Origin of the sequence: Amycolatopsis camponoti (assembly GCF_902497555.1) — a bacterium.
Lineage (GTDB): Bacteria > Actinomycetota > Actinomycetes > Mycobacteriales > Pseudonocardiaceae > Amycolatopsis > Amycolatopsis camponoti.
On record NZ_CABVGP010000001.1, the window covers coordinates 2,975,657 to 3,000,082 of the forward strand.

At 71.5% G+C, this 24,426-nt stretch carries 25 protein-coding genes; 7 read left to right on the forward strand and 18 right to left on the reverse strand.

Features of this window, described 5'->3' with window-relative positions; all coding sequences use genetic code 11:
- The first annotated feature begins 59 nt into the window (after nucleotides 1-59).
- Genes AA23TX_RS14090 through AA23TX_RS14100 form a run of 3 tightly spaced genes read left to right on the forward strand, consistent with a single transcriptional unit; the run spans nucleotide 60 to nucleotide 3,241 of the window.
- Complete coding sequence (locus AA23TX_RS14090) at nucleotides 60-1,331, forward strand: FAD/NAD(P)-dependent oxidoreductase (RefSeq protein ID WP_439328768.1); 1,272 nt, start codon at nucleotides 60-62, stop codon at nucleotides 1,329-1,331.
- Nucleotides 1,328-2,239, forward strand: a complete 912-nt coding sequence (locus AA23TX_RS14095; protein WP_155542974.1) for a dihydrodipicolinate synthase family protein — start codon at nucleotides 1,328-1,330, stop codon at nucleotides 2,237-2,239. The genes AA23TX_RS14090 and AA23TX_RS14095 overlap by 4 nt, the downstream gene beginning before the upstream one ends.
- Complete coding sequence (locus tag AA23TX_RS14100) at nucleotides 2,240-3,241, forward strand: proline racemase family protein (protein ID WP_155542975.1); 1,002 nt, start codon at nucleotides 2,240-2,242, stop codon at nucleotides 3,239-3,241.
- Here the strand turns inward: AA23TX_RS14100 and AA23TX_RS14105 are convergent.
- From AA23TX_RS14105 to AA23TX_RS14140, 8 genes are all read right to left on the reverse strand, one after another.
- Entirely contained in the window at nucleotides 3,238-3,582 is a 345-nt protein-coding gene (locus tag AA23TX_RS14105; RefSeq protein WP_360488396.1) for a darcynin family protein, read from the reverse strand. The two genes, AA23TX_RS14100 and AA23TX_RS14105, sit on opposite strands and share 4 nt — an antisense overlap.
- Nucleotides 3,579-4,469: an NAD-dependent epimerase/dehydratase family protein gene (locus tag AA23TX_RS14110; RefSeq protein WP_155542976.1), complete on the reverse strand. Its 891-nt coding sequence runs from the start codon at nucleotides 4,467-4,469 to the stop codon at nucleotides 3,579-3,581. The genes AA23TX_RS14105 and AA23TX_RS14110 overlap by 4 nt, the downstream gene beginning before the upstream one ends.
- Before the next feature lie 123 nt (nucleotides 4,470-4,592).
- Nucleotides 4,593-5,972, reverse strand: coding sequence for a family 2B encapsulin nanocompartment shell protein (locus AA23TX_RS14115; protein WP_155542977.1), 1,380 nt, complete (start codon nucleotides 5,970-5,972; stop codon nucleotides 4,593-4,595).
- A 5-nt stretch (nucleotides 5,973-5,977) separates the two neighbouring features.
- Entirely contained in the window at nucleotides 5,978-7,381 is a 1,404-nt protein-coding gene (locus AA23TX_RS14120; RefSeq protein ID WP_155542978.1) for a family 2B encapsulin nanocompartment shell protein, read from the reverse strand.
- Nucleotides 7,382-7,408: 27 nt separating this feature from the next.
- Nucleotides 7,409-8,524: a family 2 encapsulin nanocompartment cargo protein terpene cyclase gene (locus AA23TX_RS14125; RefSeq protein ID WP_155542979.1), complete on the reverse strand. Its 1,116-nt coding sequence runs from the start codon at nucleotides 8,522-8,524 to the stop codon at nucleotides 7,409-7,411.
- A gap of 25 nt (nucleotides 8,525-8,549) precedes the next feature.
- Nucleotides 8,550-9,401 (reverse strand): geranyl diphosphate 2-C-methyltransferase, encoded by an 852-nt coding sequence (locus AA23TX_RS14130; RefSeq protein ID WP_155542980.1) that lies wholly within the window; start codon nucleotides 9,399-9,401, stop codon nucleotides 8,550-8,552.
- A gap of 270 nt (nucleotides 9,402-9,671) precedes the next feature.
- A complete protein-coding gene (gene ligD / locus AA23TX_RS14135) occupies nucleotides 9,672-11,648 on the reverse strand; it encodes a DNA ligase D (protein ID WP_155542981.1) in 1,977 nt (658 codons plus the stop codon).
- 87 nt (nucleotides 11,649-11,735) lie between these two features.
- Complete coding sequence (locus AA23TX_RS14140) at nucleotides 11,736-12,293, reverse strand: TetR/AcrR family transcriptional regulator (protein ID WP_155542982.1); 558 nt, start codon at nucleotides 12,291-12,293, stop codon at nucleotides 11,736-11,738.
- A 122-nt stretch (nucleotides 12,294-12,415) separates the two neighbouring features.
- Here AA23TX_RS14140 and AA23TX_RS14145 point away from each other — a divergent pair, with 122 nt between their 5' ends.
- A complete protein-coding gene (locus AA23TX_RS14145) occupies nucleotides 12,416-13,120 on the forward strand; it encodes an alpha/beta fold hydrolase (protein ID WP_155542983.1) in 705 nt (234 codons plus the stop codon).
- 99 nt (nucleotides 13,121-13,219) lie between these two features.
- Here the strand turns inward: AA23TX_RS14145 and AA23TX_RS14150 are convergent, their stop codons facing one another.
- Entirely contained in the window at nucleotides 13,220-14,098 is an 879-nt protein-coding gene (locus AA23TX_RS14150; protein WP_155542984.1) for an RNA polymerase sigma-70 factor, read from the reverse strand.
- A 142-nt stretch (nucleotides 14,099-14,240) separates the two neighbouring features.
- On the opposite strand from AA23TX_RS14150, the gene AA23TX_RS14155 reads away from it, so the two are divergent.
- Nucleotides 14,241-14,714 carry a carboxymuconolactone decarboxylase family protein gene (locus AA23TX_RS14155; RefSeq protein ID WP_155542985.1) on the forward strand — a complete coding sequence of 158 codons (474 nt, stop codon included), beginning with the start codon at nucleotides 14,241-14,243 and terminating at the stop codon, nucleotides 14,712-14,714.
- 55 nt (nucleotides 14,715-14,769) lie between these two features.
- The gene (locus AA23TX_RS14160) at nucleotides 14,770-15,387 is read left to right on the forward strand and encodes a class I SAM-dependent methyltransferase (protein ID WP_155542986.1); all 618 of its coding nucleotides are present in this window, start codon (nucleotides 14,770-14,772) and stop codon (nucleotides 15,385-15,387) included.
- Here AA23TX_RS14160 and AA23TX_RS14165 read toward each other — a convergent pair.
- The 3 genes from AA23TX_RS14165 to AA23TX_RS14175 all read right to left on the reverse strand — a co-directional run bounded on the left by AA23TX_RS14165 (nucleotide 15,380) and on the right by AA23TX_RS14175 (nucleotide 17,070).
- Nucleotides 15,380-15,904: a sigma factor-like helix-turn-helix DNA-binding protein gene (locus tag AA23TX_RS14165; protein WP_196425315.1), complete on the reverse strand. Its 525-nt coding sequence runs from the start codon at nucleotides 15,902-15,904 to the stop codon at nucleotides 15,380-15,382. The two genes, AA23TX_RS14160 and AA23TX_RS14165, sit on opposite strands and share 8 nt — an antisense overlap.
- Before the next feature lie 11 nt (nucleotides 15,905-15,915).
- Nucleotides 15,916-16,131, reverse strand: coding sequence for a hypothetical protein (locus AA23TX_RS14170; RefSeq protein ID WP_155542988.1), 216 nt, complete (start codon nucleotides 16,129-16,131; stop codon nucleotides 15,916-15,918).
- Between the two features lie 228 nt (nucleotides 16,132-16,359).
- The gene (locus tag AA23TX_RS14175) at nucleotides 16,360-17,070 is read right to left on the reverse strand and encodes an HAD family hydrolase (protein WP_155542989.1); all 711 of its coding nucleotides are present in this window, start codon (nucleotides 17,068-17,070) and stop codon (nucleotides 16,360-16,362) included.
- Between the two features lie 78 nt (nucleotides 17,071-17,148).
- Here AA23TX_RS14175 and AA23TX_RS14180 point away from each other — a divergent pair, with 78 nt between their 5' ends.
- Nucleotides 17,149-17,868 carry an ATP-binding protein gene (locus AA23TX_RS14180; RefSeq protein ID WP_155542990.1) on the forward strand — a complete coding sequence of 240 codons (720 nt, stop codon included), beginning with the start codon at nucleotides 17,149-17,151 and terminating at the stop codon, nucleotides 17,866-17,868.
- 112 nt (nucleotides 17,869-17,980) lie between these two features.
- Here AA23TX_RS14180 and AA23TX_RS14185 read toward each other — a convergent pair whose 3' ends face one another.
- The 6 genes from AA23TX_RS14185 to AA23TX_RS14210 form a co-directional block, all read right to left on the reverse strand.
- Nucleotides 17,981-18,196 (reverse strand): DUF2188 domain-containing protein, encoded by a 216-nt coding sequence (locus tag AA23TX_RS14185; protein WP_155542991.1) that lies wholly within the window; start codon nucleotides 18,194-18,196, stop codon nucleotides 17,981-17,983.
- A 67-nt stretch (nucleotides 18,197-18,263) separates the two neighbouring features.
- On the reverse strand, nucleotides 18,264-19,130 hold the full coding sequence (gene couO, locus AA23TX_RS14190; protein WP_155542992.1) for a 4-hydroxyphenyl-beta-ketoacyl-CoA hydrolase: 867 nt from the start codon (nucleotides 19,128-19,130) through the stop codon (nucleotides 18,264-18,266).
- A gap of 13 nt (nucleotides 19,131-19,143) precedes the next feature.
- Nucleotides 19,144-20,031 carry a 3-hydroxyacyl-CoA dehydrogenase NAD-binding domain-containing protein gene (locus AA23TX_RS14195; protein ID WP_155542993.1) on the reverse strand — a complete coding sequence of 296 codons (888 nt, stop codon included), beginning with the start codon at nucleotides 20,029-20,031 and terminating at the stop codon, nucleotides 19,144-19,146.
- On the reverse strand, nucleotides 20,028-21,944 hold the full coding sequence (locus AA23TX_RS14200; RefSeq protein WP_155542994.1) for an acetoacetate--CoA ligase: 1,917 nt from the start codon (nucleotides 21,942-21,944) through the stop codon (nucleotides 20,028-20,030). The genes AA23TX_RS14195 and AA23TX_RS14200 overlap by 4 nt, the downstream gene beginning before the upstream one ends.
- Nucleotides 21,941-22,717, reverse strand: coding sequence for a crotonase/enoyl-CoA hydratase family protein (locus AA23TX_RS14205; protein WP_155542995.1), 777 nt, complete (start codon nucleotides 22,715-22,717; stop codon nucleotides 21,941-21,943). Before AA23TX_RS14205 ends, AA23TX_RS14200 begins: the two co-directional genes overlap by 4 nt.
- Complete coding sequence (locus tag AA23TX_RS14210) at nucleotides 22,714-24,279, reverse strand: acyl-CoA synthetase (RefSeq protein WP_155542996.1); 1,566 nt, start codon at nucleotides 24,277-24,279, stop codon at nucleotides 22,714-22,716. Before AA23TX_RS14210 ends, AA23TX_RS14205 begins: the two co-directional genes overlap by 4 nt.
- Nucleotides 24,280-24,426 lie beyond the last annotated feature (147 nt).

The window sequence follows — 24,426 nt, forward strand, 5'->3', positions numbered from 1 at the left end:
GCGGCGGGGCTGCGGCGGAAGTTGCCACGCTCGGTGGTCCCGGAGCCGGTGGCCGAGATTTGGCGGAAGCGGGTTTGCCCGGCGTTGCCGCGGGTGGCGGTGTTGCGGCGGAAGTTGCCGCGCTCGGTGGTCCCGGAGCGGGTGGCCGAGATTTGGCGGAAGCGGGACAGTCGGGCGCTCTCGTGAGTGGCGGGGCTGCGGCGGCCGCCGAATCGGGTGGCGGCGAGGGAGCGGCGGAAGCCGGGAGGCCGCGCGGCCGGCTCCGGCTCCACGTGCTCCGCGGCCCGGCCGATGGCTCCGCCCGCACCCGGCACGTCCTCGAACCCGACGCCCTGATCCTCGCCACCGGCGCGCACGACCGCACCCTGCCCTTCCCCGGCTGGCAGCTGCCCGGCGTCTTCACCGCGGGCGCCGCGCAGGCGCTGGCCAAGGGCGAACGGGTCGCTGTCGGCCGGCGGGTGCTCGTTGCCGGAGCCGGGCCCTTCCTGCTTCCCGTCGCCGAATCGCTGCTCGCCGTCGGGGCGACCGTGGTGGGAGTCCTCGAAGCCAACCGCGCCTCGACCGTCCTCAAAGGATGGGGGTTGCACCTCCGCAAGACCGGCGAGCTCGCCCGCTACGTCGCCACCCTCGCCCGTCACCGCGTCCCCTATCACTTCGGCCGCGTGGTCGTCGAGGCTCGCGGGGACGACCGGGTCCGCGAAGTCGTCACCGCCCGCGTCCGGGCGGACTGGTCCGTCGTGCCCGGCACCGAACGCACCTACGCGGTCGACGCCGTCTGCGTCGGGCACGGCTTCACACCCCAACCCGAACTCGCCGTCGCCGCCGGCTGTGTTCTCGACGGCGGATTCGTCCGAACGGACGAGAGCCAGCGCACCGGCGTCGAAAACGTCTTCGCCGCCGGTGAGATCACCGGGATCGGCGGTGCGGACGCCGCCAGAGCCGAGGGGGCCGTCGCCGGCTGCGTCGCCGCCGGGGGTACGCCGGGCCCTGACCTGCTCCGCGAGCGTGACCGCACTCGCGACTTCGCCCGGCGGCTGGGAAAAGCCCATCCCATCGGCGCTGCCTGGCCCGGCTGGCTGCGCGACGACACGATCGTCTGCCGCTGCGAAGAAACCTCCTACGGAGAACTGAAAGCCGCCGCCGGCGACCCGGCAAAACCCGGCCCCCACGCCCTCAAGCTCGGCACCCGCGCCGGGCTCGGACCGTGCCAAAGCCGGATCTGCGGGCCCACCGTCGCCGAACTCTGCGGCACCACCGAGCGCCACCACCGTCCGATCGCCCAGCCGATCCGCCTGGGCGAGCTCGCCGACCCGAAGGAGACCCCAGCATGAGCACCCGCGACCTCGGGGGCGTGGTCGTCGCCGCCGCGCTGCCGTACCGGGCCGACGACGCCGCGCCCGCCGGACTCGCCGTCGACTACGACGCCTATGCCGAGCACTGCCGCTGGCTCGTCGACAACGGCTGCCGCGGCGTCGGCCCGAACGGTTCCCTCGGCGAGTACTCCTCGCTCACCGACGACGAACGCCGCCGCGTCGCCCGCACCGCGATCGAGGCCGTCGGCGAAAACGGGATCGTCGTCGTAGGTGTCCACGGACCCGGTGCGCACCAGGCCAAGCAGTGGGCCGAAGCGGCCGCCGAAGACGGTGCGCACGGCGTCCTCTGTCTCCCGCCGACGCTCTACCGCGCCAACCACGGTGAGGTGCTGGCCCACTTCGAAGCCGTCGCGTCGGTCGGCCTGCCCGTGATGGTCTACAACAACCCCTTCGACACCAAGGTCGACCTCACGCCCGACCTCCTGGCCGAAATCGCGCAGATCGACAACGTCGTCGCCGTCAAGGAGTTCTCCGGTGACGTCCGGCGCGTGCTCGAGATCCGCGAACGGGCCCCGGAGCTGGCCGTGATCAGCGGCGCGGACGACGTCGTCCTGGAGAGCCTGCTGATGGGCGCGACCGGCTGGTTCGCCGGGTTCCCGAACGTCTTCCCGGCCGAGTCGGCGCGCCTGTTCGAGCTGGCCACGGGGGGCAAGCTCGACGAGGCCCGCGCGCTGTACGAGCCGCTCGTGGCCGCGTTCCGCTGGGACTCGCGCACCGAGTTCGTCCAGGCCATCAAGTTCGGCATGGACATGGTCGGCCGGTACGGCGGGCCGTGCCGCCCGCCGCGGGGCCCGCTGACCGACGTCCAGCGCGAGCAGGTCCGCGCCGACATGGGCCGCGCGCTGGCCTCGCTGGGGGTGGCGTAGGTGCGGTCGTCACGGGCGATCACGGCGGTCGATTCGCACACCGAAGGCATGCCGACGCGGGTGGTGACCGGCGGCGTCGGCACGATCCCCGGTGCCACGATGGCCGAGCGCCGCCGGTACTTCATGGAGCACCTCGACCACATCCGCCAGTTCCTCATGCACGAGCCGCGCGGGCACTCGGCGATGAGCGGCGCGATCCTGCAGCCGCCCTGCCGCGACGACGCCGACTGGGGCGTCGTGTACATCGAGGTGTCGGGCTGCCTGCCGATGTGCGGCCACGGCACCATCGGCGTCGCGACGGTGCTGGTGGAGACCGGCATGGTCGAGGTGACCGAGCCGACGACCGTGGTGCGCCTGGACACCCCGGCCGGGCTCGTCCACGCGGAGGTCACCGTTCGCGACGGCCGGGCCGAACGGGTCAAGCTCCGCAACGTCGCGTCGTTCCTCGCCGAGCGCGACGCCGTCGTGGACGTGCCCGGTCTCGGCGAGGTCCGCTACGACCTGGCCTACGGCGGGAACTTCTACGCCATCCTCGAACTTTCGCAAGTGGACATCCCGTTCGAGCGGTCCGAAAAGGACCGGATTCTCGGCGCGGGCCTGGACATCATGGCCGCGATCAACGAGCAGCGCCCGCCGAAGCACCCGGCCGACCCGCTGATCGGTGGCTGCAAGCACGTCCAGTTCCTCGCCCCCGGCTCGGACGCGCGGGCGTCGCGGAACGCGATGGCCATCCACCCGGGCTGGTTCGACCGGTCGCCCTGCGGCACCGGCACGTCCGCCCGGATGGCCCAGCTGCACGCACGCGGCGAGCTGCCGCTGCACACGCCGTTCGAGAACAGCTCGTTCATCGGCACGACGTTCACCGGCGAGCTGGTGGCGGAGACCGAGGTGGGAGGGGTGCCGGCGGTGATCCCCGAGTTCTCGGGCCGCGCGTGGATCACCGGCACGGCGACCTACCTCCTCGACCCGGACGACCCCTTCCCGACCGGCTTCGTGCTCTAGGTGGTGATACTGGCGACCGCGTCGACGCCGTAGTTGTCCGCGTACCCGTTTTCGACGCCGACGAGGATCTCGGCGACCTCGAACCAGCGGTCCCAGAACGGGGTTTCGCGCAGGGCGTCGACCAGGCGCTGGTACGCCGCGTGGTCGACGGCCTCCCAGACCCAGACGTCGGTCACGCGCGCCGAGTAGAACTCGGTGTCGTAGAAGCGCGACCGGACGCCTTTCGCCTTTTCCTCGATCGCCGGGACGACCTCGGTGCGGAACGCCTCGATCCGCTCCTCGACCGTCAGGGCCAGCCACTCGGGTGTCGTCTTGACCAGCATGAACGCGGTGACCGTCACGCGTACGCACCCGCTTCGATGTCCTCGACCAGGGTCGGCCCGGACGGCGTCCAGCCGAGCAGGTCCCGCGTGTGCGCGTTCGACGCGGACATGTCCAGGCCGAAGAACCGGCCGAGGAAGCCGAAGTGCTCGACGGCGTTCTCCGGCGCGACCGAGACCACCGGCAGGTCGAACGCGCGCCCGATCGCCTCGGCGATCTCCCGCGTCGTGACCGCTTCTTCGGCGACGGCGTGCACCCGCGAACCGGCCGGTGCGCCTTCGACGGCGAGCCGGACGAGCCGGGCCGCGGCCGGGCGGTGCACCGCGGACCACGCCGCGTCGCCGTCGCCGAGGTAGGCGGACACTCCGTGCTGACGCGCCGCCGCCGTGAGGGACGCCAGGAACCCGGGGTCGCCGGCGCCGTGCACCGACGGCGCGAAGCGGACGCTGACCACCCGGACGCCCTTGTCGGCGTACTCGAGCGCGAGGTTTTCACCGCCGCCGCGCATCGAGTCCGGGCCGACCGCCGGGGACACGTCGGTCTCGACCGCGGGCCGGCCCCGTACCAGGCCCGCGAGCGCGCCGGCCAGCACGAACGGCCGGTCGGTGCCGGCGAGCGCGCCCGCCATGGTCTCGATGGCGGCCCGCTCGGTCCGGTTGTTCTCGGCCGGGTTGCCCCAGTCGTGCTTGTTGCCGAGGTGGATGACGGCCTGGGCGTCGAGCGCGCCGTCGCGGAGGCCGTCGAGGTCGTCGAGATCGCCGCGGCGGATGCGGGCACCCGCCTTGGCGAGCTTGAGGGCCGCGGCGTCCGAGCGGGCGAGGCCGGTGACCTCGTGCCCGGCGCCGAGCAGTTCGCCGACGACGGCCGTGCCGATCCACCCCGTCGCTCCGGTGACGAACACGTGCATGGTGCTGCTCCTTCTTCGGATTACTCGTTACGAGTACGAAGCTAGGAGCGACGGCAGTGTTCGCGCCACGCAAGTTCGGTAATCAAGAGTTGCGTCAAGCGCAAGTTCTCGCGTCCACCCGGGTCATGAGCCGGTCTCGACGTGGTCGAGGACGCCGAGTGCGTCCGGGACCAGGACGGCGGCGGAGTGGTAGGCGCTGACCAGGTAGGACGTGACGGCGCGGTCGTTGATGCCCATGAACCGGACGTTCAACCCGGGCTGGTACTCGTCCGGCAGTGACTTGGGGCGGAGGCCGATGACGCCGGCGTCGTCTTCGCCGGTGCGCATGGCCAGGATCGACGTGGTGCCGGTGTCGGTGATCGGGATTTTGTCGCAGGGCAGGATGGGGACGCCGCGCCAGGCCGTCACGCGTTTGCCGTCGAGGGTGGCGGGTTCTGGGTAGATCCGCGCTCGGGTGCATTCGCGGCCGAACGCGGCGATGGCGCGGGGGTGGGCGAGGAAGAATTTCGTCTTGCGGCGGCGGCAGAGCAGGTCGTCCATGTCGAGGGGTGTGGGTGGGCCGGTGCGGGTGGTGAGGCGCTGCTTGAGATCGGTGTTGTGCAGCAGCCCGAAGTCGGTGTTGTTGACCAGTTCGTGTTCCTGGCGTTCCCGCAACGCTTCGACGGTGAGCCGGAGCTGTTGTTCGAGCTGGTTCATGGGCTGGTTGTAGAGGTCGGTGACGCGGTTGTGGACCCGCAGGATCGTTTGGGCGACGGCGAGGTCGTATTCGCGGGGTGAGGGGTCGTAGTCGACGTAGGTGCCGGAGAGGATCGGTTCGCCGTCGTGGCCGGCGGAGAGGTCGATGCTGGCTTCGCCTTTGGGGTTCTGGGGTTTCCGTGGTCGTGTGATGGCTTCGGCGACGTGGGCGCGGAGTGGTTCGGAGCGGCCGTTGAGGCGGGCGTAGGTTTCGGCGGGTAGCGCGAGGGCGATGACGTGGGTGGCGGCGCGGGCGGTGTAGTCCCAGGTGGCGTCGTCGTGGGCGAGGAGTTCGGCGCCGAGGTGGTCGCCGTCGGTGGCGGTGCCGAGGGTGGTTTCGTCGCCGTATTCGCCGCGGGCGTGGCGGGTGACTTTGCCGTGGGCGATGAGGATGAGCGTGTCGAGGGGGCGGCCCGCGGTGACGATGGTGTCGCCGGGTTCGTATTCGCGTTGTTCGAAGGCTTCGGCGAGGGCTGTCAACGCGGTCTCGTCGGTGAAGCCGCGCAGGAGTTCGAGTTCGGTGAGTTCGGCGGGGACGACGTGGACGCGGGCGCCGGTGGTGTAGAAGGAGACTTTGCCGTCGCCGATGGTGTAGGTGAGGCGGCGGTTGACGCGGTAGCTGCCGGCGGGGACGTCGACCCAGGGGAGCTGGGAGAGCAGCCAGCGGGTGGTGATGCCGCGCATCTGCGGCAGGGTCTTGGTGGTCGTGGTGAGTGTCCGCGCGGCTTTGACGCTCAGGGACAGCTGGAGCTCTTCCGTCACCGTCATCGGTGTCAGCCTTCTCGGCCGAGTTCGGCGCTTTCCAGCACCGCCAACGCATCCGGCACCAGCACCGCGGCCGAGTAGTAGGCCGACACCAGGTACGACATGATCGCCTGCTCCGACACGCCCATGAACCGGACGTTGAGCCCGGGCTGGTATTCGTCCGGGAGTCCGGTCTGGTGCAACCCCACCACGCCCTGGGCCTGTTCCCCGGTTCGCATCAGCAGGATCGAGCTGGTGCGGGTCTCGGTGACGGGGATCTTGTTGCAGGGCAGGATCGGCACCCCCCGCCAGGCCGGGACGTGGTGCCCGCCGAAGTCGACGGCGTCGGGGTAGAGCCCGGCCTTGGTGCATTCCCGCCCGAACGCGGCGATGGTCTTGGGGTGGGCGAGGAAGAACCCGGGGTCCTTCCACACCAACGCCAGCAGCTCGTCCAGGTCGTCGGGAGTGGGTGGGCCGGTGCGGGTGGGGATGCGCTGGGCGAAGTCGGCGTTGTGCAGGAGCCCGAAGTCGGTGTTGTTGACCAGCTCGTGTTCCTGGCGTTCCCGCAGGGCTTCGATGGTCAGCCGCAGCTGCTGCTCGATCTGGTTCATCGGCTGGTTGTAGAGATCCGCGACGCGGGAGTGCACCCGCAGGACGGTCTGGGCGACCGAGAGTTCGTATTCCCGGGGCTGGGCGTCGTAGTCGACGAACGTGCCCGGCAGCGTCGGCTCGCCGTCGTGCCCGGAGGCCAGCGAGATCTCGGCTTCGCCGTGGTCGTTGCGGGCGGATGAGCCGTCGGCGGTGAAGGCGTCGAGGTGGGCTTGCAGGGTCTCCGAGCGGGACAGGACGTCCTGGAACGCGGCGCGGGGCAGGGTCAGGACGGTGCAGGTGGTGACGGCTTTGGCGGTGAACTCCCAGATTCCGTCGGTGCGGATCAGGGCGGTTTCGCCGAAGTAGTCGCCGTCGGCGAGGGTGCCCAGGACGGTCTGGTCGCCGTAGGCGCCGGTGCCGACTTTGGTGATTTTGCCGTGGGCGATGAGGAACACCTGGTCGGCGCGGGAGCCGAACTCGACGAGGGTGTCGCCGGGGACGTATTCGTGCTGGGTGAAGCGGGAGGCGAGTTCGGTGAGGACGTCGTCGTCGTCGTAGCCGCGCAGGGGGGCGAGTTCGCCGAGTTCGGGTGGGATGACGCGGACGTCGGCGCCGGTGGTGGTGAAGGTGACGCGGCCGTCGCCGACGGAGTAGGACAGGCGGCGGTTGACGCGGTAGGCACCGCCGGAGACTTCGACCCAGGGCAGGACTTTGAGGAGCCAGCGGGAGGAGATGCCCTGCATCTGCGGGACCGACTTGGTCGTGGTGGCCAGGGTGCGGGCCGCGGCCCGGCCGAGGCTCAGCGGTGCCTGGTCGGTGTCCACCGGGTCGGTGACAGTCACAACGAGAACCACCCAATCATTCGAAGGTCAAGACTGGTAACGGGGATTGGTGGCGTGCCAGGTGAAGCCGCCGCCCATCCAGGAACGGACACCCACGAGGAACCGCTGCAGCTCCGGCGACGCCACCGCCATCAGCTCGCGGTGGCCGTCCTCGAACTCGTGGACGATCTTGTTGTGCAGCTCGACGGTGGCCTCGACCGCCTCCTCGACCGGACAGCCCCGGTCCGCGGCGATCTGCAGGACCATGTTGCAGACGGGCTTCTCGTCGGCGGCGTCCTTGGCCACCGAATGCAGGTCGTTGACCAGCACCGACGCCGTCCCGGCCCGCATCATCGCCTCCCGCACGCGCGGGTCGTAGTAGAACGGCGCGGCCAGCTCGTACCCGCCGACGGCGTCGACCAGGGTCATCGACGTGTAGAAGCTGTCGTGCTGGCGGGCCGCCAGGTACTCCCACGCGGGTGGGTAGCGGCCGGTGTGGCGCCACGCCGCGTAGGCGTCCCAGCTGACGAACATGGCGAACGTCGAATAGCAGACCCGCTGGACCAGCACGGGGGAGCCGTGCCGGCCCAGGTGGCCGATCGCCGAGTGCAGCCCGACGAGGATCGGGTCCGCCCGCAGCGCTTCTTCGAGGGGCGCCGAGAACTCCCCGGCCGGCGCGACCGGGTCCATGGCCGCCATGACGAGCGCCAGGCGTGGCGGCAGTTCGGTCGGCGCCGCGCCCAGCGCGCTGTCGTCGGCGTAGTAGTCGTCGGCCGCCCACCACGTCGCGTTCAGCTGCGCCGCGACGAGCAGGCGGTCCGGGTCGTCGCAGTCGGGGTGGGCGAGCATCACCAGCCTGCCGAACCCGGCCCGGGCGATCTGGTCGAGGCCCTTGCCGGTGAACCCACAGTCCTCGGCCCACGCGACCAGCCGCCGGTCGACCTCCCCGGCGAGGGCGTCGTCGATCCGTCCCGGAACCGGGCAGTACAACGGCGTCGCACTGCCGTCACCCCACGGCAGGTACGCGTAGGCCGGGTCCTGCCCGGGCGCGGGCGCGAACTGGGTCGCGATCCGCGCCGCGGCCGTGCCGAGGCCGAACGGGCCCGCGAGCAGGCTCGCGGCACCCCCGTTCGTCCACTGTGGACACGTGGTCCCGGTCGTCATGGCGGTCTCCCTCGGCACGCCCGCCTCAGACGCGGTCGGCGGCGATGAGCAGGTAGTGGAAGCTGCCTTCGCGGTACGCGGTCAGGAACGGTTTCTCCACCCCGGTGGCGACCGAGGACCGCTCCCGCAGCTCCCAGTACGGGATCGTCGCGGCCGTCAGGTCGACGACGTTGATCGGCACGAACCCGTTGTCCGACAACGCCTTGAAGTAGTCGCCGCGGGCGTGGATGTTGCAGATGTAGTGCTGGTCGATCTGGCTCACCGCGCGCGAGCGGCCGCCGGTGACGTCGTTGTAGCAGCCGGTGATCGTGACGTACCGGCCGCCGGGCTTGAGCTGCCGCGCGTGCTCGGCGAACAGGTCGTGCAGGTCGACGTACATCGTGCTCTCGTTGTTCCAGATGCCCTGGAACACGCCGGATTCGAAGCCGGTGTCGAGCATGTTGCGCAGGTGGTAGCGCACCGAGCCGTCGATCCCGCGCTGCCGCACGTGCTCGTTGGCGAACCCGACCTGCTGCTCGGAGATGGAGATCCCGTCGACCTGGCAGCCGAAGCGCTGGTGGGCCATGACGCTGGTGCCGCCGCGGCCGCAGCCGGCGTCGAGCAGCCGGTCGGCGGGCCCGATCGGGCCGAGGTGGTCGAGGAGGACGTCGGCCTGCGCGGTCTCGAGCCGGTGCATCTCATCGATGATCGCCTGGTCGCGCCGGTCTTCGGGGGCGTCGAGGACGGCCGGGTCGTAGTCGCCGAGGCCGTAGTGGTGGTGGTAGAGACCGTCGACATCGCCCAGCCGGAGGTTCACCGGGTCCTTTTCCGCGTTCCAGTAGTCGGCGACCGACTGCTGGTACGCGGTGCGGGTCACGGGCTGGTCGAGAGCCGTCATCGAGAAACTCCTCGTTCGTCTTCTTGAAAGGGGAAATCCCTTGGGGTGCAAGGAAACGCACCGGGCGCCCGGCCTCGTCCCCTCCCCGACGACGCTAGCGAGTAGTGATTCCCGCGGACAAGGAGCTTCACTCGCGCTGGCCGTGCGGTGCCCGTCTGGCCCAGCGGCACCCCTGCGCGGGGTGGTCCGCGACGCACTCGGCAGCCTCTTTCGGGACCCGGGGCACCTCGTTGGGATGACGCGCTGCGACCGTGGGTCGCGACGGCCGGGTCAGGGGAGGGACGCGCGGCTCCCGGCCAGCCCGGCGAGCAGATCGCCGTGCTCGGCGACGCGGTCCAGGACCTCGTCGGCGGTGAAGGTCAGGTGGTTCACGTGCCGGCACGCGCGGACCTCGTCCCACGTCACCGGCGTCGACACCGTCGGCCGGTCGCGGCCGCGCAGGGAGTACGGGGCGATCGTCGTCTTGGCCGGGTTGTTCTGGCTCCAGTCGATGAACACCCGTCCGCCGCGCTGCGCCTTGGCCATCACCGCGGTCACCGAGTCCGGCGTCTCCCGCGCCAGGCGCTGCGCGAGCCGCTTGGCGTAGGCCGAGGGCGCGGCGGGGTCGTCGGTCCGGATGCCGCAGTACAGCTGCATTCCCTTGGACCCCGAGGTCTTCGCGAACGGCGTCAGGCCGTCGGCGACCAGGACGTCGTGGAGGCGTTCGGCGACGCGCGAGCAGTCGACGACGCTCGTGCCCGGGCCGGGGTCCAGGTCGAACACCAGGCGGTCGGGCGGCTGCGGCGTCGCGTCTGAAGTGACCGTCCACTGAGGAACGTGCAGCTCCAGTGCGGCCATGTTGGCCGACCAGACCAGCGCCGGCAGGTCGTCGAGGAGCGGGTAGTCGATGGTGTCGCCGCTGCCGCGGGAACCGGTGCTGGGCAAGCGGACCGTGCGCAACCACGACGGCGCGCCGTTGGGGACGTTCTTCTCGAACCACTTCTCGCCGTCGACCCCGTTGGGGTACCGGATGAACGTCACCGGCCGCCCGGCGAGGTGCGGCAGCAGGACCGCGGCGATCCGCGAGTAGTAGTTGATCACCTCGCCCTTGGTGAACCCGTCCGCCGGGTACAGCACCTTGTCCAAATTGGACAGGGTGAGCTGCCGGTTGCCGGCCTGCACGGTGATCTTCCGGCCCACCGGCTCGGGCGGCGGAGGCGCGGCCGGTTCCGCCGGTGCCGCGCGCGGGGCGAGGACGTCCGCGGGTTCCTTGTCCGCCCGCAGGCCGCGCCAGGCGGTGTGGCGGACGCGCCCCGCGCGCGTGAACTGGCGGTAGACGATCTCGCCGACGAGCCGCGGTTCGACCCAGCGGGCGCGGGCGGTGTCCTCGCGCGGCGGCGGCGTCGCGAACGGGTGGGTGCGGCGTTCGAGCCGCTGGAGCCGGTCCTTGAGGTCGGCGCGGGCGGCCTGGCTGAAGCCGGTGCCGACGTCGCCGATGTAGACGAGGTCGCCACTGGCGGGATCGTGCGCGCCGAGCAGGAGGCCGCCGAGGGTGCCGCTGAAGCTGCGCTGGCCGGGGCGCCAGCCGCAGATGATGACCTCCTGGGTGCGGATCAGCGGGTGCTTCAGCCAGGCGTCCGGCCGCTGCCCGGGCAGGTAGGCGGAGCTGCGGAGCTTCGCCACGACGCCTTCGTAGCCCGCGGACGCGGCGTGGGCCAGGAAGTCCGCCGGTGTGCGGCGGTCCGCGGCGAGCTCGTCGAAGGTGACGGCGCGGACCACCGAGACGCGGTAGGGATCGGGCATCGGCAGGCCGGCCAGCAGCCGGCGGCGTTCGTCGTACGGCTCCTTGAGCAGGTCGCGGTCGCCGAGCCGCAGCAGGTCGAAGGCGAGGAAGCGGACCGGGACGTCGTCGAACGCCCGGCCCGGGGACGCGCTCTGGTGCCGGACCCAGCGGCCGCGACGTTCCTGCATGAGCTCGAAGTCGATCCGGCCGTCGTCGCCGTAGACGACGATCTCGCCGTCGAGGATCGCGGCCTGCCCGTCGAGGTCGAGCACTCCGGCGAGTTCCCGGAACTCGGCGGTGAAGTCGATGTTGTTGCGGCTGGTGAGGACGGTGGTGCCGTCCGGGGCGATCCGCATGGCGGCGCGGTAGCCGTCCAGCTTGTACTCGTAGGCCCACTCGGCGCCGCTGCGCAAGCGGCCGCCGTCGGCCTTGGCCAGCATCGGCTCGACCCACGCGGGGACGCGGGACGCGTCGTGAGCAGCCATGCCGAACCTCCGTCTGTGCTGCTTCGACGGTAACCCGTTCGGCCTAGTTCTGCCGGGTTTTCGCAGGTGAACGTGGGCGGGTCGGCGTCAGGCGGGGAAGAAGTCCTCGACCGCCCGCCGGAGGGTCGTCCGCACGGTTTCGGCGTCGTCCAGTTCTCCGCCGTGCAGGGCGCCGTCGCGAAGGAGGACCAGGACCCGGGCCGCGTGGTCCGGCTCCGGGTGGCCCGCGGCCGCCGCCTCGCTCCGGAGGACCTCGAAGAACCACTGGCGGTGGTCGTCGATCACCCGGCGGACCTGGGAGTCGGCGTCGGGGTACTCCGCCGCCGCGTTGAGGAACTGGCAGCCGCGGAAATCCTCGCCGCACGTCGCCTCGCCCACCACCGACAGCGCCGAGGCGAGCGCCTCGCGCGGTGGCTTGCCCGCTCGGGCCGCGTCGACGGCCGTGCGGATCTGGCGGCTCGTCTCGGCGAGGTACGCCGCGACCAAGTCGTCCTTCGTGGGGTAGTGCCGGTAGAACGTCGCCCGCGTCACGGATGCCTCGGAGACCAGGCGCTCGACCCCGACCGCGTGGATGCCCTCCGCGTAGAAGAGGCGCGACGCGGTCGCCAGCAGCCGATCTTTCGGGTGCACGTCGGCAGACTTCATCCGGCCAGCATAGAGAAAGACTGGTCGTTCTGCTAGATCGGCTACGTCACATTGCCAAGGCGTCCTCGGACGGCCAGAGTGTGGAGACAGAAAGACCAGTCGTTCTCTCTGAGGAGCCAGTCATGAGCAAGCCCACCATCGTCCTGGTCCACGGCGCTTTCGCCGACTCGTCGAGCTGGACCGGCGTCGTCGCCAAGCTGCAGGAGCAGGGCTTCCCGGTCGTCGCGGTGGCGAACCCGCTTCGCGGCGTCGAGTCGGACGCGGCGTACGTCGCGGACGTCGTCAAGAGCGTCGAAGGCCCGGTTGTCCTCGCCGGCCACTCGTACGGCGGCGCGCTGATCACCCGCGCGGCGACCGAGACGCCGAACGTGCGCGCGCTGGTCTACATCGCGGCGTTCCAGCCCGACGCCGGCGAGAGCGTGTTCGAGCTGTCCGGCCGTTACCCGGGCGCGAAGCTCGGCCCGGAGACGACGAACGTCCTCGTCCACGACGGGACGCCCGAGCTGTCGATCAAGCCGGCGGACTTCGCCGAGGTGTTCGCGGCCGACGTCCCGGCGCAGACCGCGGCGATCCTGGCGGTCACCCAGCGGGCGGTCGCCCAGCAGGCGCTGGCGGCCCCCTTCGAGGGCACGCCGGCGTGGACGAAGCTGCCGTCGTGGACGCTGATCGCCAACCAGGACAACGCGATCCCGGCGGCGGCACAGGAGTTCATGGCCGACCGCGCGTCGTCGACGGTCCGCCGGATCGACGCCTCCCACGCGGTGGCGGTGTCCCAGCCGGCGACGGTGGCCGAGGTGATCGTGGCGGCGGCCGACGCCACGGAGTGAGTCCCGGCTCGTGCGGACCGGGAGCCCGTCCCGGTCCGCACGGCTCGCCGTGGTCGTGCTCCTGGTCGGCGTCAAAGCGAAGGACCTCAAGGAAAAGCGCTAGCGCCGCAGCGTCGTCTCTTCGTCCAAACGGGACAGCTTCGCCGGGTTGCGCACCGCGTACAGGCCCGTGATGAGCCCGTCGTCGATGCGGACCGCCAGCACCGTGTCGACCTCGCCGTCGCGGCGCAGGAGCAACGCCGGGTAGCCGTTGACCTGGACCGCGGCCAGGGACCCCGCGGCGAAGTTGCCCAGGCCGGCGGCCAGCAGCCGGCTCACGTCGGACGCACCGACCACGGGCTCCAGCACCGCCTGCACCACACCGCCGCCGTCGCCGAGGAACACCACGTCCGGGGCGAGGATGTCCAGCAGGTGCTGCAGATCGCCCGTCTCGACCGCGCGCTGGAACGCCTCCAGCGCGTGGCGGGACGTGGCGGGGGAGACGGCGCCGCGAGGGCGGCGCGCGGCGACGTGGGAGCGGGCCCGGTGCGCGATCTGGCGGACCGTGGCCGGGGTCTTGCCGACGGCTTCGGCGATCTCGTCGTAGCCCAGGTCGAACACCTCGCGCAGCACGAACACGGCCCGCTCGGCCGGCGTCAGCGTCTCCAGCACCAGCAGCATCGCCATCGAGACGCTGTCGGCCAGCTCGACGTCCTCGGCCACGTCGGGCGCGGTCAGCAGCGGCTCGGGCAGCCACGGGCCGACGTAGGACTCCTTGCGCCGGCCGAGCGTCCGCAGCCGCATGAGCGCCAGGCGGGTGGTGATCCGGACCAGATACGCGCGCTCGTCACGCACGGCGTCGAGGTCCACGCCCACCCAGCGCAGCCAGGTCTCCTGCAGGACGTCTTCGGCGTCGGCCGCCGAGCCGAGCATCTGGTAGGCGACGGTGAACAGCAGGTTCCGGTGCGCGAGGAACGCCTCGGTGGCGGCGTCGGCCATGGGGATCCCTCTTTCGTCTCGCGGAGTTTCCCACCAGATGCTCGTCGGGGTCGCTTTGTGACCGTGACCGTCGTCACGGTCACGGGGCCGGGGTGGCCCGGCATCTCGTGGTCGTCCGGTTCACGACCACGGAAGAGGAACCATGGAACCCCGTTTCAGCCTGACCGGCACCGAGATCGGCGCCAAGTTCGCCAAGCGGTTCGGCACCGCGAGCCTGGCCATCGTCCAGTCGCCGCTGCCGAAGGTCACGCAGGAGCTGGTATCGCTGCGCGTCAGCCAGATCAACGGCTGCGGCTGGTGCGTCGACATCCACACGAAGGAGCTGGCGGCCGCCGGGGAGACCGCGGTGCGGATCAACCTGGTCGCCGCCTGGCGCGAGGCCACGGTGTTCAGCGAGGCCGAGCAGGCCGCGCTGGCGCTGGCCGAGGAGGGCACCCGGATCGCCGACGCGAGCCCCGGCGTCTCCGACGACACCTGGGAGCGCGTGCGCGAGCACTACGACGACGACCGGACCGCCGCGCTGGTCGCCCTCGTGGCCCAGATGAACTCGGCCAACCGGCTCGCGGTGATCCTGCACCAGAAGGGCGGCTCGTACGAGCCCGGCATGTTCGGCTGAGCGGAACCGGCCCGGGATCACCCGATCCCGGGCCGGTTCGTGCTTCGCTGGGGGCATGGCGAAGGCGGAGCGGTGGAACCGGCACTGGGACCGCAAGTCGGCGAGCTACGACGCGGAGATGGGCGTCTGGGACCGCCGCCTCTTCGGCGACTCGCGGGAGTGGGCCTGCGGCCAGGCGGCCGGCGAGGTCCTGGAGGTCGCCGTCGGGACCGGGCTCAACCTGGCCTGGTACCCCGCCGAGGTGACGCTCACCGGGCTCGACCTGAGCGCCGGGATGCTCGACATCGCCCGGTCGCGAGCCCGCGAACTCGGCCGCGCGGTCACCTTGGCGCAGGGCAGCGCGCACGCGCTGCCGTTCACCGAGGCGTCCTTCGACACGGTCGTGTGCACGTTCGGCCTCTGCGCGATCCCGGACCCCGCGACGGCGGTCGCGGAGATGGCCCGCGTCCTGCGTCCCGGCGGGAGGCTGATCCTGGTCGACCACGTGGCGGGCTCGTCGTTCGCGGTGCGCGCGGCCCAGTGGCTGGTGGAGCTGGCGAGCGTTCCCTTGGCGGGCGAGCACTTCCGGCGGCGTCCGCTGAAGCTGGTGGAGGCACACGGGTTGCCGATCGAGCGGCGGGAACGGTTCAAGCTGGGACTCGTCGAACGGCTGGTGGCCCGGAAGGTCAGCTGAAGCCAAGATCCTTTCGGGCCTGCCGACGTCGGCGGTAGGACGCTTGTCGGCAGGCATTGGAACAGTAGTCTCGTGGCCGGCCGAGGTGGGAGGCCGCCGAACGCGCCGCGGTGATCGGGCACGGGCAGATCGAGCAGAGCGCGGATCCGGTGGCCAGTTCAAAGTACCCGTGACGTGCACAACGACCGAGAGTTGGGGCATCGGCCTTGCCCATGATCCCTGCGCGAACCGTGTCCGGGACGACCGCCACATCGGAGTCGACATAGTCGCGGAGGTGCTGCGACCGGCTGGGGTGGCGCATCAACCGGAAAGCCTCCTCCTCCAGCCGTGTCACTTGAGCCGCGGAAAGACCGAGGAGCGCCGCCGTTTCCGCACGAGACCGGGGGGCGCCGTCCCGCAATCCGTACCGCAGGGTGACGAGCTCGGCTTGACGGCAGGAAAGGGATTCGAGCACGGACTCGAGCTGGGCCAGCGTGAGGACGGCGGTGACGTGTCTGCTCCCGTCCAGCACGGTCACCTTCCGACGCGTCACGGCCTTGTCTCCTCTTCGCTCCCCTCAGTATCACCGGTGTGCGTAGTCCTTTGCGCACGGCGGCTGGTCAGCCGGTGGAACACCTTGGTGGCTTCGGTGAACACCCGCGGGACATCTTCGGGCTTGGCCTGGCACAGCGCCACGATCGCGACCACGCCGAAGATGATGATGAGCAGGAGCATCGGTGACAGGTAGACGAGCAACGTCAGCAAAGGGAACCTCCGGGCACGACGAAATCGCCGTGGGCGGGCCGACGGCGGAAAGGGCAGAAAAAAAGCCCCTGCCGGAGAGGCGGGGGCTTGCGGGCACACTTGTTCCCGAACTGGCGATAACCACAGCACAGCCGGGAAAACGCCCCGGAGGGACAATGATCGCGGATTATCGCAGGTCAGAGCGACTGAAAGAGTGTCACCTCACGGGACACAAACTTTCGTAACGCGTCAGCTGAACAGCTCGGCCAGCGGGCTCTTCTCGAGGTTCGCGAGCAAGGCCGCGACATCGTCGTAGGTCGCGATCGCGCCCGCCTCTTCCAGTTCCGCCGCGCCGACTCCGCCCGACAGGACGCCGATCGTGCGCACGCCGGCCTTCGAGGCGGCTCGCACGTCCCAGACCGCGTCGCCGACGAACATCGTGTCCGCCGGGGCCGTGCCGGCCTTCTCCAGCGCCACCAGCACCGGTTCCGGGTCCGGTTTCGTCGCGTCGACGTCGGCGCCCGCGACGACGTCCTTCACCACGTCGTCCACCCCGAGGACGCGGCGCAGCTCGGCCAGCTCGTCGGGCGCCGCCGACGTCGCCAGGACGACCCGCACGCCCTTCGCGGCGAGCGCCCGGATCAGCTCCGGGGCCTGGGCGAACGGCCGCAGCAGATCGGCCGTCTCCAGGTAGAAGCGGCTGTGGAGGTCCTCGACCTCGTCGCCGACGCGCTCGGCGTCGTCGTCGCCGAGCAGGGTGCTCAGCAGCTTGCCGGAGCCCTTGCCGAGCGCGCGGTGCACGCGCCAGGAGTCGACGGGGCGGTCCAGCTCGTGGAACGCCCGCCGCCAGGCGTGGACGTGGAGGTAGTTGGAGTCGACGAGCGTGCCGTCGATGTCGAACAGGACCGCGGTGGCGATGATGGCTCCTCGGGTTCGCAGGTCCGCTCGGGTACCCCGCACGGACGGGAGTACACGTCACCGTTTGAGTGCTCCGAGACGGGGGACCCGATCGGGAGACCCGGCAGGAGGTGGTCCCCGGTGCTCGCCCGGCACAATTCCGTCCGGCTGGTTCCCCGGCACGGCTCGACGACCGCGGTCGTCGGCGTCCTCGATCGGACGACTGGTCCGCGGCTGCGCGACAGCTTGCTCGAACTCGCCGCCGAGTCCGATGACGGCGTCCTCGTCGACGTCGAAGGCCTCGAGCTCGAAGACCGCGAACTCGTCAAGGTGTTCTCGTTCGTCGCGCTGCGGCTCGGCGACTGGCCGGCCGTGCCCTTCGTGCTGGTGACCGGCCGGCCCGACCAGCGAGCGGTGCTGGCCGCCCAGAGCGCGCCCGTGTACGCCGACGCCGCCTCGGCCGAAGCCGCGCTGGAGCGCCCCGCACGGAAACGCGCGCGCCGCGTGCTGACCCGCTCGTCCCGTACTTCGACGTCCGCCCGCGCGTTCGTGCGGCGGACCTGTGCCGAGTGGCGGGTGCCCGAGCTGGCCGAGGACGCCGAGCTGGTCGCGACCGAGCTCGTCGAAAACGCCCTGCGGCACACGGATTCCGTGCCCCGGCTGCGGCTGGAGCTGCGCCGTCGCCGGCTGTCGGTCGAGGTGGCCGACGAAAGCCCGCGTCCCGCGGTGGTGCGCGAAGGGCTCGACCTGACCGAGACGGGGCTCGGGCTGCGGATGGTCGCCAAGGTCGCGAAGGTGTGGGGGAGCAGCCGGCGCCGCTCCGGCGGCAAGACCGTGTGGGCCGTGCTGCGCCGCGCTTGAGGTCCGCGTCACGCCGGGGAACACCGGTGTTTCCCGCGTGGGAACGGACAGAAGCTCCCGCCTCCGCTCGCAGGTCCACCCCCGGCCTTCGCCGGGCGGGGCGGGTCTTCGTCTACTGTGGACGCCGCGGCCGGAAGTCGCGTTCGGTTTCGACGTCGCCTTCCGGGGTGTGGACCACGTGCCCGACCCGCCGTTTCTTCGCGATCAGCCGGCCGGCGAGCACGGCGTCGGTCCGGCGCGGCGAGGTGTTGGAAGCCCGGTGCCCGCCCTCGACGCGGTTCTTCCACAGCCCGTTTTCGAAGTAGGTGTGCACGTCACCCTCGGCCACGATTTCCGCCTCCCGTCCGCAAAAGCGCCAGACGGAACGGGTGCCCGGGAACGATGCGGACAAACCTTCAGGAAAGGCCGAGTACCCGCACGGCGTTGTCCTTGAGGATCAGCGGCCGCACTTCCTCCTTGAGGTCGAGGGCGGCGAAGTCGGCGAGCCAGCGGTCCGGGGTGATCACCGGGAAGTCCGAGCCGAACAGCACCTTCCGCTTGAGCAGCGAGTTCGCCGCGCGGACCAGCTGCGGCGGGAAGTACTTCGGGGACCAGCCGGACAGGTCGATGTAGACGTTGGCCTTGTGCGTCGCGACCGAGATCGCCTCGTCCTGCCACGGCACCGACGGGTGCGCGAGGATGATCGTCAGCTCCGGGAAGTCGGCGGCGACGTCGTCGAGCAGCATCGGGTTCGAGTAGCGCAGCTTGATGCCGTGCCCGCCCGGCAGCCCGGCGCCGATCCCCGTCTGCCCGGTGTGGAACAGCGCCGGGACGCCCAGCTCCCGGATGGCGTCGTACAACGGGTAGTACCGGACGTCGTTCGGCTCGAACGCCTGCAGGCTGGGGTGGAACTTGAAGCCGCGGACGCCGTGCCCCTCGACCAGTGCCCGCGCGCGGCGCACGGCGGCCTTCCCGGCGTGCGGGTCGACCGAGCCGAATGGGATGAGCACGTCGGCGTGCTCGGCGGCCGCGTCGGCGATCTCCTCGCTCGAGAGCGCGGGGTGCCCGGTCGCGGCCGGCGCCTCGACCGTGAAGACGACGGCGGCCATGTTCCGCGCCCGGTAGTGCTCGGCGATCGCGGCCACCGTCGGCGTCCGGTCCTGGCCGGCGCGGAAGTACTTCTCCGACGCGTCCAGCAGCTCCTGGTCGAGGGCGAAGCAGCCGTGCCCGTCCTGTTCGACGTGGGTGTGGACGTCGATGGCGGTCAGTGCGGAAAGGTCCACGGAAGCTCCAGGTTCAGGGCAGGTCGGGCTGCGCGGCCTTGGCGGCCAGCAGCCGGTTCAGGACGGCGTCGCGCGCGGCGACGAGCTGATCGTCGCCGATGCCGCCGAGTTCCGCATCGACCCCGGCGACGAGTGTCTCGGCCAGCTCCGGGGTCAGGTGGACGCGGCCCAGGTCGCGCCACCACTCTTCGGTGGGCGGGCCGAGGTGCGCCAGGACGTGCGCGAGCCCGCCCGCGCCGCCGGAGAGGTGCTGGTTGAGGAACGGGCCGAGCACGGCCCAGCGCAGCCCGGGCCCGTAGGCGATCGCCGTGTCGATGTCCGCGACCGTCGCGATGCCGCGTTCCACGAGCGAATACGCTTCCTGCCACAGCGCGGCCTGCAGCCGGTTCGCGACGTGGCCGGGCACTTCCCGCGACAACCGGATCGGCCGTTTCCCGAGCGACGTGTAGAACGCCACGGCCCGGTCGACGACCTCGGGCGCGGTCTCGCGGCCGGGCACCACCTCGACGAGCGGGATGAGGTGCGGCGGGTTGAACGGGTGGCCGATGACGACCCGCTCGGGATGGCGCGGGCAGCCGCGGGCGATGACGCTCGGCAGCAGCCCGGACGAGCTGCTCGCCAGGATCACGTCCGGCCGCGCGGCCTCGTCGAGGACGGCGAACAGCGCGTGCTTGACGTCCTCGCGCTCGGGACCGTTCTCCTGGACGAAGTCCGCGGCGGCGGCGGCTTCGCCGGCGTCGGCGACGAACCGCAGCCGATCCGTGTCTTCGAGTGCATCTCGCAACCGCTCTTCTGCGCCCGGCGCCGGATCGGTGGCGACGACGTCGTGGCCGTGGGCGAGGAAGAGCCCCGCCCAGCTCGCGCCGATCACGCCGGTGCCGACGACCGCGACGGTGCTCATGCGCGCGCCCCGAAGTGGTCCAGAGCGGTGGGATCGGCCAGGACGTCCCGGCCGACGACGTCCTCGGCCCGGGCGCCGAGCAGGAGTTTCTTCACGGGCAGCTCCAGCTTCTTCCCGGTGCGGTTGCGGGGGATCACCGGGACGGCGGTGATCGTGTCCGGCACGTGCCGCGGCGACAGCGCGCTCTTCAACGCCGTCGTGATCTTCTCGCGCAGCGGCGCGTCCAAGGTGCCGTCCCGGACGACGACGTAGAGACGGAGGTCGCCGTTGCCGCCGGCGGGGTCTTCGAGGTGCACGACGAGGGAGTCGTCGACCTCCGGAAGTTCCTCGACGACGGCGTAGAACTCGGCGGTGCCCAGCCGGACACCGCCGCGGTTGAGCGTCGCGTCGGAGCGTCCGGCGATGACGCAGCTCCCCTCCGGGGAGAACCGGATCCAGTCGCCGTGGCGCCAGACCCCGGGATAGACGTCGAAGTACGTTTCGCGGTAGCGCGCACCCGTGTCGTCGCCCCAGAACCCGACCGGCATGGACGGCATCGGCGCGGTGATCACCAGCTCGCCCAGCTCGCCGACCACCGGGGCGCCGTGCTCGTCGAACGCCTTCGCGTCGACGCCGAGGCACGGCCCGGAGATCTCGCCGGCCACCACGGGCTGCAGCGGGCCGCCCTGGACGATCCCGCTGCAGACGTCGGTGCCGCCGCTGCCGACGTTGAGCAGCACGCCGGGCCCGAAGACGTCCCGCACCCAGTGGTAGCCCTCGGCCGGCAGCGGGCTGCCCGCCGCGCCGATCTGCCGCACCGCGCTCAGGTCGAACTCCGACGCCGGGTTCAGGCCCGCTTTCCGGCACGCCATCAGGAAGCCCGGGCTCGCGCCCATCAGCGTCGCGCGGGTTTCGGCGGCGAGCCGCCACTGCCACGCCAGGTCGGGGTGCATCGGGTTGCCGTCGACCAGCACGATCGACGCGCCGGTGAGCAGCCCCGAGACGAGCGCGTTCCACATCATCCAGGCGGTGGTGGAGAACCACAGGATCCGGTCGCCGGGCCCGAGATCCCAGCTGAGGCCGTGGTTCTTGAGGTGCTCCAGCAGGATCCCGCCGTGGCCGTGCACGATCGCCTTCGGCTTGCCGGTGGTGCCGGAGGAGAACAGCACGCACAGCGGGTGCGCGAAGCCGACCGGCTCGAACCCGGGCGCGCTGTCGGTGAGGAGGATGCTCCAGTCCAAGGTGTCCGGGAGATCGTGGTCGCCGTAGGGAACGTGGACGACGTGCTCGACGGTCGGCAGGCCGCCGCGGATCTCGGCCACCTCGGTGCGGCGGTCGACGTCCTTGGCGCCGTAGCGGTAGCCGGACACGGTCAGCAGCACGCGGGGTTCGATCTGGCCGAACCGGTCGACGACCGAGCGGGCGCCGAACTCGGGCGCGCAGGACGCCCAGACCGCGCCGAGGCTCGCGACCGCGAGGTAGGCGACCACGGTTTCGGGGATGTTCGGCAGGTACGCCACGACGCGGTCGCCGCGCCCGACCCCGAGCCGGGCGAGGCCCGCGCGGGCCTTCTCGACCTGTTCGCGCAGCTCACCCCAGGTCAGCTCCGCGCGCTCCCGGGTCTGGGAGTACGCGATGACGGCGACGTCATCCGGCGGCCCGCCGAGGGCGTGCTCGGCGTAGTTGAGGGTCGCGCCGGGGAACCACTCGGTGCCGGGCATCCTCCGGTCCGGCACGACGCTTTCGGCGGGGGAGTGGAAGCGGACGCCGAAGAAGTCCTTGATCGACGCCCAGAAGCCGTCGAGGTCGGTCACCGACCAGCGGTGGAGCGCGGCGTAGTCGTCGAACGAACGGCCGCGGGCGGCCAGCCACCCCAGGTACCGGCCGATCTCGGTGGTTTCGCGGACGTCGGGGGCGACCGGGCGCAGGATCATCGCCCGACCTTCCCGGCGCGCTTGTCGAGGAAGGCCTGCATCCGTTCCTTGGCCTCGGCGCTGCCGGTCGCCACCGCGGCCATCAGCGACTCCATGAAGTAGCCCTCGGCCGGGTTGGCCTCGGCGATGCGGGGGAGTGCCTGCAGGACGGCGAAGTTCGTGATCGGCGAGTTCGTGGCGATCTTGCGGGCCAGGGCGAGCCCGTGCTCGAAGCCGTCGTCGACGCGGTAGTGCGACAGCCCGGCGGCGTGGCCTTCGTCGGCGTCGAGGACGCGGCCGGTGAGCATCATGTCGGCCATCCGGCTCGCGCCGATCAGCCGCGGCACGCGCACCGACGCGCCGCCGCCGACGAACAGCCCGCGCTGGCCCTCCGGCAGCGCGTAGAACGCCGACGGCTCGGCGACGCGGATGTGCGCGGCCGCCGCCAGCTCCAGGCCGCCGCCGACGACCGCACCCCGGAGCACGGCGACGACCGGGACGCGCCCGCGCTCGAGCCGCTCGAAGGCGCGGTGCCACATCATCGAGTGCTCCAGGCCCTCGAACGCGTCGCGCTCGGTGAGCTCGGAAAGGTCGAGCCCGGCGGAGAAGTGCTCGCCCACGGCGTCGAGCACGACGGCCTTGACCCCGCGCGGCGGGGCACCGAAGAACGTTTCGAGGCCGAGCACGGTGGCGTCGTCGAGGGCGTTGCGCTTCTCGGGGCGCGCCAACCGCAGCACGGCGACGTCGTCGAGCAGCTCCAGGTGCAGCGAAGGCGGCAGGAGGGGGATCGTCATGCGGGTCCGTTCGGGAAGGACGCGGCGGCTCGCGCGCGGAGCTCGACGCGGCGGATCTTGCCGGTGGCGTTGACCGGCAGGGTTTCGGTGAACTGCACGTACTTGGGCACCTTGAAGCGCGCGAGGTGCCGTTCGAGGTGGGCGCGGAAGGCGGCTTCGCCGAGCTGGGCGCCGGCGCGGCGGACGACGAAGGCGGCGCCGACCTCGCCCCAGCGCTCGTCGGCCACCCCCACGACGGCGCACGCGTCGACCTCGTCGAGCCGGACCGCGACCGCCTCGATCTCGGCGGGGTAGACGTTCTCGCCGCCGGAGATGATCAGGTCCTTGACGCGGTCGACGACGTGGGCCCAGCCGTCGTCGTCGACGCGGACGACGTCGCCGGTGCGGAACCAGTCGCCGTCGACGAAGCTCGCCTTCGACTCCTCGGGCCGGTTCCAGTAGCCGCCGAACACGTGCGGGCCGCGCACCAGCAGCTCCGCGGGTGTCTCGCCGAGCGGCTCGGGCGTGAAATCGGGGCCGAGACCGGCCACGTCGGTGAAGAAGTGCGGCACGCCGGCGGCGACGGGGTGGTCGAGCGTGCCCTCGTGGGTGGCCATCGAGACACCCGGCGAGGCTTCGGTCATGCCGTAGCCCTGGAGGAGTTTCACGCCGCGGTCGAGCCACGCGCGGGCGACGCGTTCGGCGACCGGCGAGCCGCCGTAGAGCACGCACGTCAGCGAGCTCAGGTCCGTGCGGTCCCAGTCCTCGTGGCGGCACAGCATTTCCAGCATCGTGGGGACCGCGGAGAAGCTCGTGATCCCGGCCTCGCCGATCCGGCCGAGGATCGCGCCCGGGTCGAACTTCGCCACCGGTTCCACGCTGCCGCCCTTGAACAGCGTCGGCAGCGTGATCTGGCCCAGCCCGACGCAGTGGAACAGCGGCGCGATGCACAGCGCCTTGTCGGTGCCCAGGACGTCGAGGTGGGCGAGCTGGTTGACGGTGTTCCAGGTGAGGTTCCCGTGGGTGAGGACCGCCGCCTTCGGCCGGCCGGTGGTGCCGGAGGTGTAGAGCAGCAGGCAGGGGTCCTCCAGCCGCACCCCGGCGGGTGGTGGGTCGCCGGCGGCGGCCAGCTCGGCCTCGAAGTCCAGGCCGCCGGCCGGGCACGACGCGGGATCCGTCGCGACGACGTGCCGGAGGGTCTCCGGCAGCGGGCCGGCCAGCAGGTCGTCGGTGTCCGGGCTGTGCACCAGCACCGAAGCGCCGCTGTCTTCGAGCATGTAGCGGATCTCGGCGGGGGAGAGCCGGAAGTTGAGCGGGACGAAGAGCGCGCCGAGGCGGGCGGTGGCGAAGAGCGTCTCGAAGACGGTGACGTCGTTGACCCCGAGGTAGGCCACGCGGTCGCCCGGGCGCACGCCGAGCCGGGCGAGCGCGCCGGCCAGCCGTTCGACGCGGTCGGCGAGCTCCGCGTAGGTGCGCGTGCGGCCGGGCTGGACGAGCGCGGTGCGGCCGGGGGAGATCCGGGCCCGGCGCGCGGGCCAGCTGCCGAGGCCGAAGTCGGCCGGGCCGTGCGGCGAACGGGTCACGCCGGAGTACCTCCACACTATATATCAGGAACCCTGAGACGCCATCGAGCATGACCGTCCCCCGGGCGGGCTGTCAAGGGTGAGCCGTCGGAACGCCGGTTTTTGGTACGTACGCCGGGAAGGCGCGCTTTCGGCGGACGGCGGGAG